General features: G+C 43.2%; 17 protein-coding genes. 7 read left to right on the top strand and 10 right to left on the bottom strand.

What is annotated here, in order from left to right:
* Positions 1 to 261: 261 nt before the first annotated feature.
* The gene (locus tag RTS10_RS03685; RefSeq protein ID WP_312539293.1) at positions 262 to 957 is read right to left on the bottom strand and encodes a DUF3108 domain-containing protein; all 696 of its coding nucleotides are present in this window, start codon (positions 955 to 957) and stop codon (positions 262 to 264) included.
* Positions 958 to 1,359: 402 nt separating this feature from the next.
* Between RTS10_RS03685 and RTS10_RS03680 the strand changes: the two genes are divergently transcribed.
* Entirely contained in the window at positions 1,360 to 1,653 is a 294-nt protein-coding gene (locus RTS10_RS03680) for a co-chaperone GroES (RefSeq protein WP_197931485.1), read from the top strand.
* A 171-nt stretch (positions 1,654 to 1,824) separates the two neighbouring features.
* The gene (groL, locus tag RTS10_RS03675; RefSeq protein WP_007114919.1) at positions 1,825 to 3,465 is read left to right on the top strand and encodes a chaperonin GroEL; all 1,641 of its coding nucleotides are present in this window, start codon (positions 1,825 to 1,827) and stop codon (positions 3,463 to 3,465) included.
* A gap of 227 nt (positions 3,466 to 3,692) precedes the next feature.
* On the opposite strand, the gene yaaA is transcribed toward groL, so the two are convergent.
* The 8 genes from yaaA to RTS10_RS03635 form a co-directional block, all read right to left on the bottom strand.
* Entirely contained in the window at positions 3,693 to 4,499 is an 807-nt protein-coding gene (gene yaaA / locus RTS10_RS03670) for a peroxide stress protein YaaA (protein ID WP_312539291.1), read from the bottom strand.
* A gap of 98 nt (positions 4,500 to 4,597) precedes the next feature.
* Positions 4,598 to 5,518, bottom strand: coding sequence for an ornithine carbamoyltransferase (gene argF / locus RTS10_RS03665; RefSeq protein WP_096489138.1), 921 nt, complete (start codon positions 5,516 to 5,518; stop codon positions 4,598 to 4,600).
* A 126-nt stretch (positions 5,519 to 5,644) separates the two neighbouring features.
* A complete protein-coding gene (gene alr / locus RTS10_RS03660) occupies positions 5,645 to 6,730 on the bottom strand; it encodes an alanine racemase (protein WP_312539289.1) in 1,086 nt (361 codons plus the stop codon).
* A 27-nt stretch (positions 6,731 to 6,757) separates the two neighbouring features.
* The gene (dnaB, locus tag RTS10_RS03655; protein ID WP_099834203.1) at positions 6,758 to 8,179 is read right to left on the bottom strand and encodes a replicative DNA helicase; all 1,422 of its coding nucleotides are present in this window, start codon (positions 8,177 to 8,179) and stop codon (positions 6,758 to 6,760) included.
* Between the two features lie 274 nt (positions 8,180 to 8,453).
* Positions 8,454 to 8,912, bottom strand: a complete 459-nt coding sequence (gene rplI, locus RTS10_RS03650; RefSeq protein ID WP_060994380.1) for a 50S ribosomal protein L9 — start codon at positions 8,910 to 8,912, stop codon at positions 8,454 to 8,456.
* A gap of 15 nt (positions 8,913 to 8,927) precedes the next feature.
* On the bottom strand, positions 8,928 to 9,155 hold the full coding sequence (rpsR, locus tag RTS10_RS03645; protein WP_036594162.1) for a 30S ribosomal protein S18: 228 nt from the start codon (positions 9,153 to 9,155) through the stop codon (positions 8,928 to 8,930).
* 15 nt (positions 9,156 to 9,170) lie between these two features.
* Positions 9,171 to 9,599 carry a 30S ribosomal protein S6 gene (rpsF, locus tag RTS10_RS03640; RefSeq protein ID WP_007114929.1) on the bottom strand — a complete coding sequence of 143 codons (429 nt, stop codon included), beginning with the start codon at positions 9,597 to 9,599 and terminating at the stop codon, positions 9,171 to 9,173.
* A gap of 145 nt (positions 9,600 to 9,744) precedes the next feature.
* Positions 9,745 to 10,194 carry a hypothetical protein gene (locus RTS10_RS03635; RefSeq protein ID WP_312539288.1) on the bottom strand — a complete coding sequence of 150 codons (450 nt, stop codon included), beginning with the start codon at positions 10,192 to 10,194 and terminating at the stop codon, positions 9,745 to 9,747.
* 424 nt (positions 10,195 to 10,618) lie between these two features.
* Here RTS10_RS03635 and RTS10_RS03630 point away from each other — a divergent pair, with 424 nt between their 5' ends.
* Positions 10,619 to 10,831: a hypothetical protein gene (locus RTS10_RS03630; protein ID WP_312539286.1), complete on the top strand. Its 213-nt coding sequence runs from the start codon at positions 10,619 to 10,621 to the stop codon at positions 10,829 to 10,831.
* Between the two features lie 199 nt (positions 10,832 to 11,030).
* On the opposite strand, the gene RTS10_RS03625 is transcribed toward RTS10_RS03630, so the two are convergent.
* Positions 11,031 to 12,467, bottom strand: a complete 1,437-nt coding sequence (locus RTS10_RS03625; RefSeq protein ID WP_312539285.1) for a L,D-transpeptidase family protein — start codon at positions 12,465 to 12,467, stop codon at positions 11,031 to 11,033.
* A 677-nt stretch (positions 12,468 to 13,144) separates the two neighbouring features.
* Here RTS10_RS03625 and prmB point away from each other — a divergent pair.
* The 4 genes from prmB (at position 13,145) to serC (ending at position 17,629) form a co-directional block, all read left to right on the top strand.
* Positions 13,145 to 14,203, top strand: a complete 1,059-nt coding sequence (gene prmB, locus RTS10_RS03620; RefSeq protein ID WP_312539359.1) for a 50S ribosomal protein L3 N(5)-glutamine methyltransferase — start codon at positions 13,145 to 13,147, stop codon at positions 14,201 to 14,203.
* 155 nt (positions 14,204 to 14,358) lie between these two features.
* A complete protein-coding gene (gene aroC, locus RTS10_RS03615) occupies positions 14,359 to 15,462 on the top strand; it encodes a chorismate synthase (RefSeq protein WP_312539284.1) in 1,104 nt (367 codons plus the stop codon).
* 75 nt (positions 15,463 to 15,537) lie between these two features.
* Entirely contained in the window at positions 15,538 to 16,404 is an 867-nt protein-coding gene (locus RTS10_RS03610) for a hypothetical protein (RefSeq protein ID WP_312539283.1), read from the top strand.
* Between the two features lie 121 nt (positions 16,405 to 16,525).
* Entirely contained in the window at positions 16,526 to 17,629 is a 1,104-nt protein-coding gene (serC, locus tag RTS10_RS03605; protein ID WP_312539282.1) for a 3-phosphoserine/phosphohydroxythreonine transaminase, read from the top strand.
* The last annotated feature ends 52 nt before the right edge of the window (positions 17,630 to 17,681 follow it).

Below are 17,681 nucleotides of genomic sequence, written 5' to 3'. Positions count from 1 at the left end.
TTTTACATGGATATTGATAAAGTGCGAATTGGAGAGCTTGCTAAAGGTTGCTAAAAGGTATGAGAAACTTAGACAGGATAGTGAGGCCTTCCAATGGACCCACAAAGAATAGTTAAAAACTTACGCCTTGACAACTTATGGCTTACAAAAATAGCGCCAATTTCTGACCTGATAAGTCACTAATAGCGTATTTATAGTGACATAAACATAACAAAACACCGATTAATATAATCGGTGTTTGAGTCAAAGAATAACAAAGTATTAATTTACTCTAGTCAAATTCATTTCCATTTTTTTACCATCATTGTTTTGAACCACTTTGACAGGTAAATAATCAAGTTTTGGGGCTAACCAAAAACTGGTTTGACGGTCTTTGTCATCATGCACGCGATCGATACGCACCACATCAAAAGTACCCGCTGGCACGGTAATGCGAGTCATGGCAGATTTTTTGAAGGGCACCGCTTCAACGGTATTGCGATCTGCCATGTAATAGTTACCACGGAACTTGCCTGCTTTTAAATCTTCCCGAATTTGAATTTCTAAACTTAAATCATCATACGCAGGCTGTGGCAAAGCAATGACTTTGTTTTGACCTTTATAATTGGTGACCAGTTGTTTTTTTGCGTTATTAAAGTTTAATGTGGTAGTTCGACCCGTCCCTAAGATTTTGTATTGGGTTAATGCGCTCACCGGTAAGATAGCGCCATTGGTATTGACAAAATTGGCGGTTTGCTTGGCACTGGCTAATTTACCGACACTTGCATTAACATTATAAAAATACTGATTGCCAGTTTGGGTCAATACACGGCTTGCGGTACCATTATATTTGCCTTCAATATTAAAATTATAGGTTGCATTAAAAGGGGCAACTGCCGCATTCGCTATAGAAGTGATAGCCATCGCTGACACGAGTGAAGTACTTACTAACAGTTTTTTTACTAAAGAATTTTTCATGTTTCATCCATCAAATAACGTTCATCAGATAAGGTTAAATCTATTTGGTATGCATACAGTAGTATTGATGGCAAGCAAATACAAGCCAGTTAACAAAAGATTGTGATTGTGCAATAAACGACAGTCTTTATGAGGTATTTGGGTGAAGGGGTTAAAAAATTGACAACAAATTGCAAAATTTCGTAATTTTCTGCTTGAACAAATTGGCATACATCCCCACTGTTAGACAGTGAATTGATAACATGTCATAAGCATATGATTATTTATGTAAACAGATAGTTATCATCTTTTTGTGGTCGGCAAAATAGAGGGGGTCTTTTGAGCCAACCTCTGAGCTGATCACAGCTTTCAAAGCTAACTACGGCTTTCAAACAATAATTTAACAGTTAATTTATGGAGTAGATTATGGCAATTCGTCCTTTACATGATCGTATCGTCGTGCGTCGCAGCGAAGAAGAACAAAAAACAGCTGGCGGTTTATTGCTAGCAGGCGGCGCCCAAGAAAAACCGTCTCAAGGTGAAGTCATTGCAGTAGGTAATGGTCAAATCCGTGAAAACGGTGATGTACGTGCGCTCGATGTCAAAGTCGGCGACAAAGTACTCTTTGGTCAATATGCCGGCTCAACGGTTAAAGTAGATGGTGAAGAATTATTGATTATGAAAGAAAGTGATGTATTGGGTGTGATTGAAGGTTAATCAGTCATTACTTTAAACAATCGTTTTTTACCCAAAAGCTAATTTACTTAGTCTTAATTTACCTGGTCTTAATCTAACTGGTTAAGTACTTGGTAAAGTAATTGATAGCAACCGTGGTAGCAATTTGGACTACCTTATACAAATAAAAATTTATAATTTGGAGAATTTAACATGGCTAAAGATGTAAAATTTGGTATTGATGCCCGTGCAAAAATGATTGATGGCGTCAACGTATTGGCAAATGCGGTTAAAGTGACATTAGGCCCTAAAGGTCGTAACGTGGTTATCGACAAATCTTTTGGCGCACCCACCATCACTAAAGATGGCGTATCAGTGGCTAAAGAAATCGAACTTGATGACAAATTTGAGAACATGGGTGCACAGCTGGTCCGTGAAGTTGCAAGCAAAACCAATGATGTTGCAGGTGACGGTACTACCACAGCGACTGTTTTAGCCCAAGCGATTTTGCAAGAAGGCATGAAATCAGTTGCCGCTGGCATGAACCCAATGGACTTAAAACGTGGTATCGATAAAGGTGTACGTGCTGTTGTTGCACAAATCCACGCGTTTTCAACCCCAGCCAATGACACTAAAGCCATCGCACAAGTTGGCTCTATCTCAGCTAACTCTGACCAAACTATCGGTGACTTAATCGCTCAAGCGATGGAAAAAGTGGGTAAAGAAGGCGTAATCACAGTTGAAGAAGGTTCAGGCTTTGAAGATACCCTTGAAGTCGTTGAAGGTATGCAATTTGATCGTGGCTACATCAGCCCATACTTTGCCAATAAAGCAGATACGTTGACCGCTGAACTAGAAAACCCATTAATCTTGTTAGTCGACAAAAAAATCAGCAATATCCGTGAGTTGATTCCACTGCTTGAAAACGTGATGAAATCTGGTAAAGCCTTACTGATCATTGCTGAAGATGTTGAAAACGAAGCCTTGGCAACTTTAGTTGTGAATAACATGCGCGGCGGTTTAAAAGTTTGTGCTGTCAAAGCCCCTGGTTTTGGTGACCGTCGTAAAGCGATGCTTCAAGATATCGCAATCTTAACGGGTGGTACAGTTGTATCAGAAGAACTGGGCATGAGCTTAGAAACTGCGGATTTATCAGTATTAGGTACTGCCAAAAAAGTGACGGTTGGTAAAGAAAACACTGTGATTGTCGATGGTGCCGGTCAAAAAACTGAAATCGATGATCGTGTTGCCTCTATCCGTCGCCAAGTGGAAGAATCAACCTCTGATTATGACAAAGAAAAGCTACAAGAGCGTATTGCTAAACTCGCAGGCGGTGTGGCAGTTATCAAAGTCGGTGCGGCGACTGAAACTGAAATGAAAGAGAAAAAAGACCGTGTGGATGATGCCTTGCATGCAACTCGTGCTGCCGTCGAAGAAGGCGTTGTAGCAGGTGGTGGTGTGGCATTGGTTCGTGCTATCTCTGCGCTTGACAATGTCAATGGTGACAATGACGACCAAGCCGCGGGTATCAACATTTTACGCCGTGCGATGGAAGCACCACTTCGTCAAATCGTGACCAACGCAGGTGATGAAGCATCTGTGGTGGTAAACCAAGTCAAAGGCGGTCAAGGTAACTACGGTTACAACGCAGCGACTGGTGAATATGGCGATATGCTTGAAATGGGTATCTTAGACCCAGCCAAAGTCACTCGCTCAGCGCTTGAAAACGCAGCATCTGTGGCAGGCTTGATGCTTACGACAGAAGCAATGATTACTGACCTGCCAAAAGACGACGCTGGCGCTGCTGCCATGGGTGGTATGGGCGGCATGGGTGGTATGGGCGGCATGATGTAATCTAAAGATTATATCCTACTCAAGCCATTTAGCTAAAATTAAAACCCTATTAAACTTCAGTTTAATAGGGTTTTTTAATTAGGGAAATTATCACAACCATGACGATGGAACTACCGACCGCTTCACTACCACAAGCCAACACCATCGGTGTATTCAATAAAAATGTGTTAAAAGATAGTATGAGTGTGGATTTATGGGCGAATATTTTGCGTTAAATGGCGGCGCAGTTAATCATTATCCCGTCTAAAAACATACTCAGTTGAGCTTGAAGCATTTTCAACAAACTGATAGCCTTCCAAGTTAAAGTCTTTTAACTGTTGCGCGGTTGTCAGCTGATTTTCAGCGGCAAAACGCACCATCAAGCCGCGTGCCTTTTTGGCATAGAAACTTACCACTTTATATTGACCATCTTTGCCGTCTTCAAAACGGGGCGTGATAATATCCGCGCTGATTTTTTTGGGATTAACCGCCTTGAAGTATTCGTTGGAAGCCAAGTTTACCAAAACTTTGTGTTTATTTTCTGCCATGCGTTGATTGATGAGATTGGCAAGCGTATCGCCCCAAAATTGATACAAATTATCGCCTCTAGGATTTTTTAGTTTTGTGCCCATTTCCAAGCGATAAGGTAGCATCAAATCAAGCGGCTTTAACAAGCCGTACAACCCAGACAATATTCCTAATCGCTCATTGACATAATGGACTTGTTGTTCAGTCATTTGCTTCGCTGCCAAACCTGTATAGACATCACCATCAAATAAATACAGCGCCGCTTTAGCAGGTATGTCAGCATGATCGGTACTAAATGGCTGGGTAGTATCCCATCGCCAATTTTGGTTGCGCACGGCATTTAATTGCCCAAGTTTAGCTGAGATACTCATCAACGCCGACAAATCGGTTGGCGCTAATGTTTTTAATTCACTCATCAATTCGCAAGCGTGCGCCATCAAAGCAGGCTGGGTGTAATGGTGGCTAAAATCAAAAGGTAAATCATTTTTTTCATTCAAATTTTTGGCAGGCGAGAGCACAAAGTACATGGGGTATGTTCCGTTTACTTTATCGGTTAAGAATTAGAGCGGTTAAGATAATGATAATGGCAGCGCAGGGCGCAAAGATAACGCCCAAGCCACATAGACTAGGCGAGTTTGATTTTATCGGTTAACAAGAATTCCATCAGCGCTTTTTGGGCATGCAGACGATTTTCGGCTTCATCCCATACCACAGCGCGCGGATCCTCAAGCAAATCATAGGAGATTTCTTCGCCGCGGTGGGCAGGCAGACAATGCATAAATAATACGTCTGGATCGGCTTTATCCAGTAATGAGCGGGTCACCATATACTGGGCAAATCGCCGCGCACGAGTATTTTGCTCGCTCTCTTGCCCCATACTTGCCCATACATCGGTGGCGACCAAATGCGAGCCTTTGACCGCCTCATTAACATCTTCGACCAGCTCAACACAGTGCGAATACTGCTTGATGAGGTCGGCATTGGGTTCAAACCCATAAGGCGCGGAAACCCGCAGTTGAAAGCCAAATTGATGCGCAGCATGGATAAAAGAAGCGCACATATTATTGCCATCCCCAATCCAAGTCACTGTTTTGCCTTCGATGCTACCACGGTGCTCTATAAAGGTTTGGATGTCGGCTAGTAGCTGACAAGGATGCTGCTCGTCAGTGAGTGCATTGATAACAGGCACTTGTGAATACTGGGCGAATTTTTCAACAATACTGTGTTCAAAGGTGCGAATCATGACGATATCGACCATGCGTGAGATGACACGTGCTGAATCTTCAATCGGTTCGCCACGACCTAGCTGGGTATCGCGCGGTGATAGAAATATGGCATGACCGCCAAACTGTCCCATCCCTGTTTCAAACGAAATACGGGTACGGGTACTCGATTTTTCAAAGATCATCCCCAAGGTACGACCGACAAAAGGCTGATAAATAACCCCTTCATGCTGCATCAAACGCAGTTCGCTACCGCGTTTAATCACTTGCATCAATTCTTCTTTGCTAAAATCCAATAACGTCAAAAAATGGCGGGTACTCATTGCCTGTCCTACATCCCAATTTTGTCAATAAACATTACAGTAAACTATCAGTATAGCGGATTTATCCAAACTGTCTAGCAAATTGACGCATTTGTGTCACTTTAACCTCAGTGAAATAATTAACAGTTACGACTGATAAATCCACGTTGGACGTCGGGTGACCACGCTTAACAGCTCATAGCTAATGGTATCATTCCAGCTACCCACCTCATCAATGCTCGGTGCGTTACCCCAAAGCTGGACAAGGCAGTCAAGGTTTACATCGGTAGTATGGGTTAAATCAACCATCAACATATCCATTGCCACGCGACCGATGATAGGCGCCTGTTGACCTGCGACGACGACATACGCATCATCGCTAATCACCCTTGGATAACCATCAGCATAACCCACACTGACAATACCGATGCGCGCTGGGGCTTGGGCAGTCCAGCGACTACCATAACCCACGCTATCACCCGCTTTTAGCGTATGAATTGCCATAATACTGGCGTTAAAATGCATGACGGGTTGCAGATCTAGCTGTTTGGCAGTGGCATGATTTACAGGCGTTGCCCCATACAAGATAATGCCTGGGCGCACCCAATCATAATGGCGGTCTGACCAGTTGACAATCCCAGCTGAATTACACAATGAGCCTTTAATTGCTGGGTTGACTTGGTCACGTAGCATTTGTAAGGTTGAATCAAATAATTCAAACTGTTGTTGGTTATTGGGATGATCGATGACATCAGCGTTGGCAAAATGGGTGGTCAAAACAAGCTCGTAGCCTGCCTCAGTTAATTGCTGGGCAATTTCCCTGATTTCACCTGATGTAAAGCCAAGGCGGTTCATGCCGGTGTTTAGTTTTAGCCAGAGGGTTGCGCCTTTCTTTGCAGGCTGCTGCAACGCCCAGTCTAATTGGCGTTGGTGATGCACCACGCACTCGATTTGATGCGCTATACAATATTGCCATTCTGCTAACGAAAACGCGCCTTCAATCACTACCATTAATTTTTGCCAGCCCGCCTGTTGTAGTTCTATCGCTTCTTGCAAACAAGCGACACCTAGGGCATCGGCTTGTGCTACGGCGGGTAAACAGTTGACGGCGCCATGTCCGTAGGCATTGGCTTTCACCATGGCTAACACCTTGGCGGTCGGGGCATAATCTTTGACGCGTTGTAAGTTATGGCTAAGCGCTGCTAAATCGATGGTGATGCTGGTTTGACGCACAATCTTGACCTTGTTGCAGTAAAATTTTTATTCATCAGGTTCGCTAAAGGAAGCGGTTTGGTAAAATTCAGGGGTTAGGTTACCAAAACGGGTAAATTGCCCTTCAAAGGAGAGGCGCACTGTCCCAATAGGTCCATTACGCTGTTTACCGATAATGATTTCAGCCGTGCCTTTAGCATCGCTGTTTTCATTATAAACCTCATCACGATAAATGAACATAATCAAATCGGCATCCTGCTCAATGGCACCCGACTCGCGTAAGTCCGACATAATCGGGCGTTTGTTGGGGCGATTTTCTAAACTTCGATTTAACTGTGATAAAGCGACCACCGGGCAATTCATCTCACGCGCAAGCGCTTTTAAGCTTCGTGAAATCTCCGAAATCTCACCCACACGGTTGTCGCCTAAGCCTGGCACTTTCATCAATTGTAGATAGTCAACCATTACCATCCCAAGTTTGCCATCATTGTCTTTGGCAATACGGCGACAACGCGAACGAACCTCAGATGGGGGGAGCGCGGTACTGTCATCGATATACAATTTTTTAGCATGCAGATGGGCGATGGCATTGGAAAGTTTACCCCATTCATCTTCGTTCATTTGGCCTGAGCGCAAATGCGTTTGGTTGATAGCCCCCCAAGAAGACAATAGACGCATCACAATCGACTCGGCAGGCATTTCCATCGAAAACACCACCACCGGTAAATCGGTATGAAATAAAATACTCTCTGCCAAATTCATCGCAAATGTGGTTTTACCCATCGAAGGACGCGCTGCCACGATAATGAGATCGCCTGCTTGTAGCCCTTGGGTTTTGTTATTGAGTTCTTCAAACGGGGTCTTAAGACCAATCATGCCTTCAGGATGGTCTTTAAGTTCTTGGATATTGTTGACGACATTGGTAATAACATCGCTTAGTTGGGTAGGACCCTTGTGTTTTGACTGGCGGCTATGGGTTTCATTGATGGCAAAAATTTCGCTTTCAACGGTGTCTAAAATATCACTGACACTTTGATTTTTTGGGTCAAAGGCAAGCTCTAGCATATGACTGCCGGCTTTGATGATTTGGCGTAAGGTCGAAAATTCCCTGACCCGCTGCGCATAAGCAGTCAAGTTAAACAGCGTCGCTGGGCTTTGTGATAGGATATCGCCTAGATAATCGCTACCACCTGCAGGTTCAAGCAGTTTTTGCATATCCAGCCAGTCCATGACCATAGTAGCATCATACGGCTCATTGGCATTGGCAAGATGAGAGATGGCATCAAAAATATATTGATGGCGCTGTGCATAAAAATCATATTTGGTAATAATATCTGAGATGCGATCAAACGACTCTTCAAGGCTCATCAGCGACGCTAGGACGGACTTTTCTAAGTCCATACTGTGCGGTTGGTGCTGCGTCAGCGAAGTATTCTTAAGATCGTTCTCTTTGGTTTTATCGTCTGCCATGATGACCTGTGATAAAGTTATTTTAAATAGTTTGAAAGGGCAAAAGTTTGCTAAAAGTTATCGGTTGCAAATCGTGAGTCTAACACACGCATCAAAATAGAACAGTCAATATACCGAAAAAACCATCCAAATTCTAATGAGAAAAATATAAAAAAACGGCAATTTTTTTGAATGAAATCAGCTTGAATTTTAGGCTTTCTTGTTGAATTTTTACGCCGCAAACAATAAAAAAAAGAGACAGCAAAGCCATCTCTTTTTTAAAGTAAACTATCAATTAAGCAGCTGAATCTTCTGCCAAGATAGTGACTTGGATGTTGGTCATTACATCGTGATGTAATTGGATATCAACATTGTATTCGCCAATTTGACGTAATGCACCTTCAGGCAATTTAACTTCTGAACGGTCAACAGGTAAACCAGATTTGGTTAAGGCATCGGCGATATCGCGAGTACCGATAGAGCCAAATAGTTTGCCTTCATCACCTGATTTTGCACGGATGATAACATTGACGTCTTGTAGCGCTTCAGCACGGGCATTAGCAGCGGCTAATTCATCAGCTTCTACTTTTTCAAGTTCTGCACGGCGTGCTTCAAATTTTTCGATGTTAAAAGCAGTGGCTGGTAATGCTTTACCTTGTGGTACAAGGAAGTTACGGCCGTAACCTGCTTTTACATTAACAGTATCGCCTAGTTTACCTAGGTTAGCGATACGTTGTAATAAAATAACTTGCATATATCACTCCTCGGTTTATTTTTGGCTGTCAGTGTAAGGAACCAACGCAAGATAACGCGCTTGTTTGATTGCTACAGCCAATTGGCGTTGATATTTGTTTGAAGTACCAGTGATACGGCTTGGTACGATTTTGCCACTTTCAGTGACATACTGTTTTAGGATTTCGATATCTTTATAATCGATATGGGTAATGCCTTCAGCAGTAAAACGGCAAAATTTACGGCGGCGATAAAAACGTGCCATGATTAGTCTCCTTAATTATTCGTCGTTGTTGTCTTCAGCATCAACTTCTGACTCATCATCATTTGATTGATAGTCATCTTGAGCTGTATCGTTACGGCGTGAAGCTTTACGAGCACGTTTTTCTTCAGCACTTTTTGCTAATGGTGATTCTTCAGTAATCGCTTCGTCACGACGGATAACTAAGCTACGGATGATAGCATCGTTATAACGGAATAATTCTTCAAGCTCATCAAGCGTTTGTTGACCCGCTTCAATGTTTAATAGCACATAGTGAGCTTTGTGAACTTTGTTGATTGGGTAAGCTAATTGACGACGACCCCAATCTTCTAGGCGATGGATAGCACCACCTTGTTCTTTTACTAAGTTGATATAGCGCTCAACCATGCCGACCACTTGGTCGCTTTGGTCTGGGTGAACCAATAATACCAGTTCATAATGTCTCATAAAGACTCCTCACGGATTAAACAGCCGTTGACCCCGTGTCAACAGCAAGGAGATTGAATGCACCTAAGTTAGAATCATCTAACTATATTGGTATAAACAAGGTGCGCTATTATATAGTAGCACACACTCAGTAGCAAGTTAATATTTACTTAACAAATTCGCCCACGCATTGCTGCAAGGTATTCGATACCGCACGCGCCACAATGACATTGCGCGCGGCCGGGTCGACTGCTGCTGTGGTCAAATCGACAATGGTGACGGACTGCGGGGCTTTTTCGCTGACGCAGCTACACACATTGCTCGCTAACTCCGCTTGCTTCTCGGAAGTCATCAACACACTGCCCAAGCGCCAGTATTGGTTGTTTTGTAATTGAGTCTGGCATTGTTGATTTACCGCGGCTTTAAATATCGCCATGCCGACATTGTTGGCAGCGCCGATGGTGCTATTAGCATCCATCACACCGGTACCTGTGGTAGAGGCGCAACCGCCCAATGCTAGGGCTGAACCAATTACTGCAGCGGCACTTCCTATGCGTTTAGTAGCTAGGCGTTTAGATGGCTTGATAGCGGCGAAAAAAGAAAATTGTTGATGCATGTTAAATACTTCTGTCCTTTACTGTGTTAAACAATTGATAAACACCGCTAACATAGCAGATTACAGAAAATTTTTTTACCCAAATTTTTTAACCAAGTCATGTTATTGGGTCATAGTTACTAAAAATAGTTACTAAAAAATGTGCCACCAAACTTGAAAAATTGGGTGGGATTTTTTTTCATCAATGTTTATAAAGCCAATTAAATTCCTCGACCTCGGTGATATTAATCGGAAAAAAACACGGATTTTTTAGATTTCTCAATAGATTTGATTCAAATTAAACCTTACTAAAAATGTGGAATTGATAACCAATTGTTTTAGGTCGTGCATTTGTTTAATCTTTTTTTTCCTTGTTTTGAGTGTGGAATTGGACTATAACTATACCTAACAAATACATCTATTTACGCAATGATAAGGAGTTGTTATGAACTGGCAATTATTTAGCGCAATTTTTACAATCGCTTCTGGTGTGACTATTGGTGTTTTAATGACCATTGCGTTGGTGACCGGTTTTGATGAGGCTCAACACATTGTGATGGCAGCCATTGTAGGGCTGGTGTTGTCGATTCCGATTGCTTGGATAGTGGTAAAAAAACTACAGAGTTTGGGTGTAAATAAAACCCCTGTCACACCTTGACTGTCACACCCTAACTGTCATAGCATAAATGGCGCTTTGATAATGCAGTTGCTCACTAGATAATTAATACATAGCAAAAACCGTTTAACTGAAAAAACCGCTTAACTAATAATAGTTAAGCGGTTTTTTTATGGTTAATAAGGTTAAAAGTGTATAGCACTCACGCTAGACTACGGTGCTAAACGCTGTAGCTCAACAGCTACTGTAAATCTACCTTGGTACCTGTATCAACATTGGCATACACTTCAAGCACATCCCAGTTGGTTAAGCGAACACAGCCGTGCGAGGCTTGACGGCTAATGCCTTCAGGAACGGGCGAGCCATGAATCCCGTATGAGGGTTTACTCAGTCCCATCCATACCACACCGACTGGACTTTTGGGTCCTGGCGGCAACATAAACACTTTTTTATCTTTGCCTTCACCGCTACTGGCGCGGTACCAAGGGTTTTTAACACGATTGACAATACTAAAGGTACCCGTAGGAGACGGTGTATCACTACTACCGACCGTGGTAGGATAAGTGGCAATTAATCTATCGCCATTATAAGCGTATAAGATATTGTCGGCTTTTTTGGCAACCAAACGGGTGATTTTCTCATTGAGCGGTGCACCTGGGTTAAAGACGGTGATGGTTTCACCTACGGTGAATTTTTTATCGCTATTAAGCTTTTTAAGATAGCGAATATCCATGTGGAAACGTTCAGCCAACATTTCTTGGACGTCTTGATAGTATAGACCTTTCATTTTAGATTTGGCTTCACTACCACTCGGTGTTGGCTGATACGGACCTTTGATATCTTCTTGCGTCAAGGTATAACCGACCAACACAGGCTGATTGGCAGGAATTTTTTCATTTAACAGTTTCCAAACTTCGGCGCTCATACGGCCATCTTGGGGTAGTCCATGCATGGCTTGGAAATTTTTGAGCGCTTTTTTGGCATTCATACCCCAGCCGCCATCAATCGGACCCGGTGAAGCATGATTCCAATCTAACAAGGCTTGAAGTTTTAAGGTCGTTGCTGAGTTAACATTTTGACCAGGTTTCCAGTCGGCACTATTGACTAGCTGTGCGTAGTCAGACAAATTTAGGGTAGAAAAACTGGCAGGTGTTGTTGCTGTTTTATTGTTACCCACTGTTGTCGGGTCAAAATTTGGCGCAGCCGTTGTGGTATTGTTGACTTCTTCAGAGCTGGCGCCTGCGACACCTGCACCCGAAGTATAGTCACTATCGATACCTGTTTGGGTGGCATCTTCTTTAATGCCTAATGCCGTGGTGGTGGCTGGGATTGCGGTTGCTGCTGCCGTTGGTTTTGCCGCCGTCACCGCAGTAGCCGAGGCGAGTTTCGGCGTGGTGGTAGATTGTGTGACGCTAGCTGCGGACTTGGCTGGTTGCGATTTTTTAGCCGTTTTACTATCGGTAGTAGTTTCTTTAGCAGTCGCAGCTGCGGTAGAGGCGCTGGCCGCTTTAGTTGTGGCAGTTTTAGTTGTGGCAGTTTTAGTCGTTGTCGTTGTTTTGGTAACAGCTTTGGTGGCGGGTGCCGTTTTGGCGGTAGTGGTGTCTGAGACCGTGTTGGTGGCTGCAAATGCTTGATTGGCAATCAGACAAGCTAGGGTAGATAATACAAATTTTTTCATAGATTGACTCAATAATCGGCAATAACAAATAAAAATAAGGGACAATATAAATAACGTACAGTAAAAGCATAAATTGGCAGCAATTATACTATAAAAACCAACTTTTCAGGCAATGGCTCATTTGTTAGCTGCACGACAATCTAAGTCTAAGTAGCGTTTGCCAAAGCGTTTAACAACCTTGCGCCATGAAACCTTGCTGCATAGTTAAATTTTTCCACAGCTAAACAGTTAAATTGTCGTATGAATAAATTGTCCCATAGGGGAATTTACATGCTTTAAGTCTAACATTAACAAATCGCACCATAGACAATGGTAAAATTTTTTAACCAAGCGGTATTTTTATAGCAAGATTAAGGCAAAAAAGGGTTTAAAATATTTAACCCTGCGAGCAACATTTATTTTTACAATGTTTATTGAGCAGCTCGATAATGAAAAATTTACTTGTACAAATCTGCGACCCTTTAATTTGTTAAATGACTTTATCTTGTTAAATAATTTGTAAAAAAATCAAAGTATATTATAATTTTAATTCAAAATTTTTTAGGTTAACCACTATGTCATCATCGCCATTTGCATCAGCCAATGTTTCTCACACGCCATCTTTTGACCAAAATCAAGATTCACAAAATTTTGACGATTTGCAAATCGATTTGCAAATCGATTTGCAAGCACTTGATATGGATGAAGAAACCGAGTCAGATGACATCTTTGACACCATGCAGCAAGAGTTTGCTGAAGCCCACCAAACCCTAAAAACGATTCGCGATTTTATCCGTTTTGGGGTCAGTAAATTACGCGAGTATGATGTAGTAGTCGCGCAAGGTACCACAGATGAGTTTGCTGAGGCTTCTGCCATTGTGCTACAAACCTTGTCACTTGATTGGTCTGCCGATGAGCAAATTTTAGATTGTCGCCTGACCAATAGCGAAAAATCAGAAGTGTTGACATTGTTGCAGCGCCGTATCGTTGAACGCAAACCTTTGAGTTATTTAATTAATTTATCTTATTTTTGCGATTTGCCATTTTATGTGGATGAGCGGGTATTGATTCCACGTTCACCGATTGCTGAGCTGATTCGCCAGCAGTTTTATCCGTATTTTGAGCCGAATGATTTGGTTGAAAAAATTGCTGGCACTACTAATGACAAAAAATTTCATGACCACGGATTGTATGATAAACAGTTAGCACAACCAGAGCGTATGCTGGATTTGTGTACAGGGTCAGGCTGTATTGCCATTGCCTTGGCAAGCCGTTTCCCTGATGCAATGGTCGATGCCAGTGATATCGATAAAAACGCCCTAGAAGTGGCAGCGGTCAATGTGGAACATCACCACATGAACCATCAGGTCAATTTGATTGAGTCAAACTTATTTGAAAAAGTGCCTGCAGAAAATCAATATGATTTGATTGTGACCAACCCGCCGTATGTTGATGCGGCAACCATGGCAGATTTACCACCCGAGTTCTTGCATGAGCCAGACCACGCGTTGGCAGCGGGACAAGATGGCTTGGATTTGGTGCATCATATTTTATACAACGCCCCAGATTATCTGACTCGTGACGGCTTGCTGGTGTGCGAGGTGGGGGATAGTGAATGGGCACTGCGCCAAGCGTATCCTGAAATTCAGTTTGATTGGTTAACCTTTGCGCATGGCGGGCATGGGATTTTTGCCATGGATTATGATGAATTGATGGAAAATCGGGCATATTTTGAGCAGTATGTGAGCGCTTCTTAAGTAAGCGCTTGTTTGGGGTTACTATCTTTAACTTGCTGATTGGGCTTGTTGATTTAACGAGTTAGATAATGGCTAAAAAAAACAATATATGAACAGGGTGCAACAAACCTATTATTTGATTTGTAAGTATTGATGATAAATTAAGCGGAGCATAAATGGCAGGCAATACCATCGGGCAAGTTTTTACCGTCACCACCTGTGGCGAATCACATGGCGCAGGACTTATGGCAATCGTTGACGGCGTGCCACCAGGGTTGCCTTTAACCGAAGCAGATCTGCAAATTGACTTGGATCGTCGTAAGCCCGGTACCTCAAAATTTGCGACCCAGCGCCGTGAAGACGATGCAGTTGAAATTATCTCTGGCGTGTTTGAGGGTAAAACGACAGGTACTTCTATCGGGCTTTTAATTCGCAATACCAACCAAAAATCCAAAGATTATAGCGATATTAAAGACACCTTTCGTCCCAACCATGCCGATTATACTTATAGCATGAAATATGGGTTTCGCGATTATCGTGGCGGTGGTCGCTCATCAGCGCGCGAAACGGCAATGCGAGTGGCAGCGGGCGCGATTGCCAAGAAATATTTGAAACAACGGCTGGGGGTAGAAGTCCGCGGTTATGTCACCCAGATTGGTGATGTGGTTGCCAAACACATACCTGAAGATACGATTGATTGGGAATTTGTCAACAGTAACCCATTTTTTTGTGCGGATATAGATGCCTTGCCAAAGTTTGAGCAGCTGATTACCCAATGCCGTGAGCAAGGAACAAGCTGTGGCGCAAAGCTTACCATATTGGCATCGGGTGTACCGGTGGGATTGGGTGAGCCTGTGTTTGACAGGCTTGATGCGGATATTGCCCATGCGATGATGAGCATCAATGCAGTCAAAGGCGTTGAAATTGGCGATGGCATGGCAGTGGCGGGACAGTTTGGGCATGAGTCTCGCGACGAGTTAACCTTGCACGGCTTTAATGCCAACCATGCCGGGGGAATTTTAGGGGGAATTTCATCAGGGCAAACGATTGTAGTGAGTATTGCGCTAAAACCTACTGCCAGTATCACCACCCCGGGTCAAAGTATTGATATTCACGGCAATGCATTAGAGATGCTAACCAAAGGGCGGCATGATCCTTGTGTCGGTGTGCGTGCTACGCCGATAGCAGAAGCCATGCTTGCCATTGTGCTGTTAGACCATTATCTGCGTCATCGTGGGCAAAATGCAGATGTCACTGTGCCGCTCACCCCGATTGTATAATTTTTTAATAGGGGTATTTGGTTGCCATAAGGTTGCTATAATGCGTTGCCCCATTCAACTTGAGTTAACATTGGTATGACTGTGCCTGACCTTACCCTTGATGAGCAGCAGTACGATGCCTGGCAAAGCGAAATACTGGCGCAGATGGGTGTTACGCGTTGGGTGCGCCAAGATTGCCCTGTCAAAACGTTTGATAATCTAGAAGATTTTGAGGTTGTTTCTTCCTATCAAGCGGTTGAGACCCTTGCTGCCATGCCACAGCAGTTACAACCATCTCAAACTGGTTTAACTAGCAATTTTTCGTCCATTGATACAACGCCAGACTTCAATCATCCTGTTATTGCGGATGATGCCGTTGGGAGCGTAGCAGAATTACCCCCAACGAGTCTGGCAGATTTTCACCCGCATGATTTACCTTTACCCAACGATTTATCTTTACCCCATGATTCACCTTTAAAAAGCGACCCTGCGCCAAATAATGATAGGTACAGTGATGCAGGGCAGAGTGATGAGCTATTCAATAATGAACAGCTCAATGATGAATTGCTCACTGCCAGTTTTGATGTGCAGGCGATAGTCGTGGGTGAGTGGACACTGGTGGTTGACAGTCATTTTTTGCAGACGGACAGCCGCCAACACCAGTTATGGCAACAAATCATCAGTGGGTTCAAAACGTCAGTGCATTTTTTTAACTTTCCTTTGCTCACAGATAGCCAGCATTTACCCAAAGCCACGGTGCAATTAATGAGCAGCTATCCGATGGCGGTCGCAGGATTTTCAGGGTTTTTATACCGTATCAATCAAGGCAATCCCAAGGTGGGGGCATTAACGCCATTGCCTGACTGTCTAGATGAACAACCGATACAGCGTCTGCCTTATCTGGTAGATATGCTTGATGATTATCGCCTAAAACGCCAACTTTGGCAGTTGCTAGCCAGTTAAACCCAATAAGCCACCAATTGATGACTTATCTTTATGATTCATCGACTAGCCATATTGTGGTAAAGTATTTTTTTATGTCATTTCACACGATAACATTTCACACGATAAAAAGGAACGTGCTATGAGTGTCAGCTTTGATCAACGTGTTGCTAACTTTTGTGCAGGCCCAGCATCTATGCCGACTGCAGTGCTGCAAAAAGCGCAAGCCGAATTGTTAAATTGGCAGGGCTCAGGCATGTCGGTGATGGAGATGAGCCACCGTAGCAGTGAATTTGTGGGCATTGCCTCAAAAGCCGAGCAGGATTTGCGCAAGCTGATGAACATTCCTGACAATTATAAAGTGCTATTTTTGCAAGGTGGCGCAAGCTTGCAGTTTTCAGCCATTCCATTGAATTTACTCAAAGGGGAGGCTGATTATTTAGACACCGGCATTTGGTCTAAAAAAGCCATCAGCGAAGCCAAACGCTATGAGCAAGCGGGGCTAGGCAAAATCAATGTCGTCGCTTCTGCCAAAGACAGCAACTATACTATTGTCCCTCCACGTGATAGCTGGCAACTTAATGACAACGCCGATTATTTCCATTATTGCCCCAACGAGACCATTAATGGCTTGGCGATGTTTGATGTGCCAGCGGTCAATGTACCCATCGTGGCGGATATGTCATCTTGCATCCTATCTAGCCCAATAGATGTATCAAAATTTGGACTGATTTATGCAGGTGCGCAAAAAAATATCGGTCCTGCAGGTTTGACACTTGTGATTGTCCGTGATGATTTGATCGGTCATGCCAACTTGGTTTGCCCAAGTATCTTGGACTATAAAAACCAAGCCGACAATGATTCGATGGTCAATACCCCCGCAACTTTTTCTTGGTATCTGGCAGGTTTGGTGTTTGAATGGTTGCTTGAGCAAGGGGGTGTCGAGGCAATCTATCAACAAAATTTGTTAAAAGCGCAAAAGCTGTATGAATTTATCGACCAAAGCGATTTTTATCAAAACCCTGTCAACAAAGACAACCGCTCAATCATGAATGTACCCTTCACCTTGGCAGATAGTCAACTTGATAAAACCTTCTTAGCTAAAGCCGACGAAGCAGGATTGTTGAATCTTAAAGGACACCGGTCAGTGGGCGGCATGCGCGCCAGTATTTATAACGCGATTGATTTGGCGACCGTTGAAAAGTTAATCAAATTTATGCAGCAGTTTGAACAAACTAGCGTATAAAAAGATTTAACAATCATGCTACATTAAGACTTAACAGCTAAAATGCTTGTTA

Origin of the sequence: Moraxella sp. CTOTU47616, assembly GCF_032017465.1 — a bacterium.
Taxonomy (GTDB): domain Bacteria; phylum Pseudomonadota; class Gammaproteobacteria; order Pseudomonadales; family Moraxellaceae; genus Faucicola; species Faucicola tetraodonis.
This window is presented reverse-complemented; position numbering and strand designations above follow the sequence as displayed.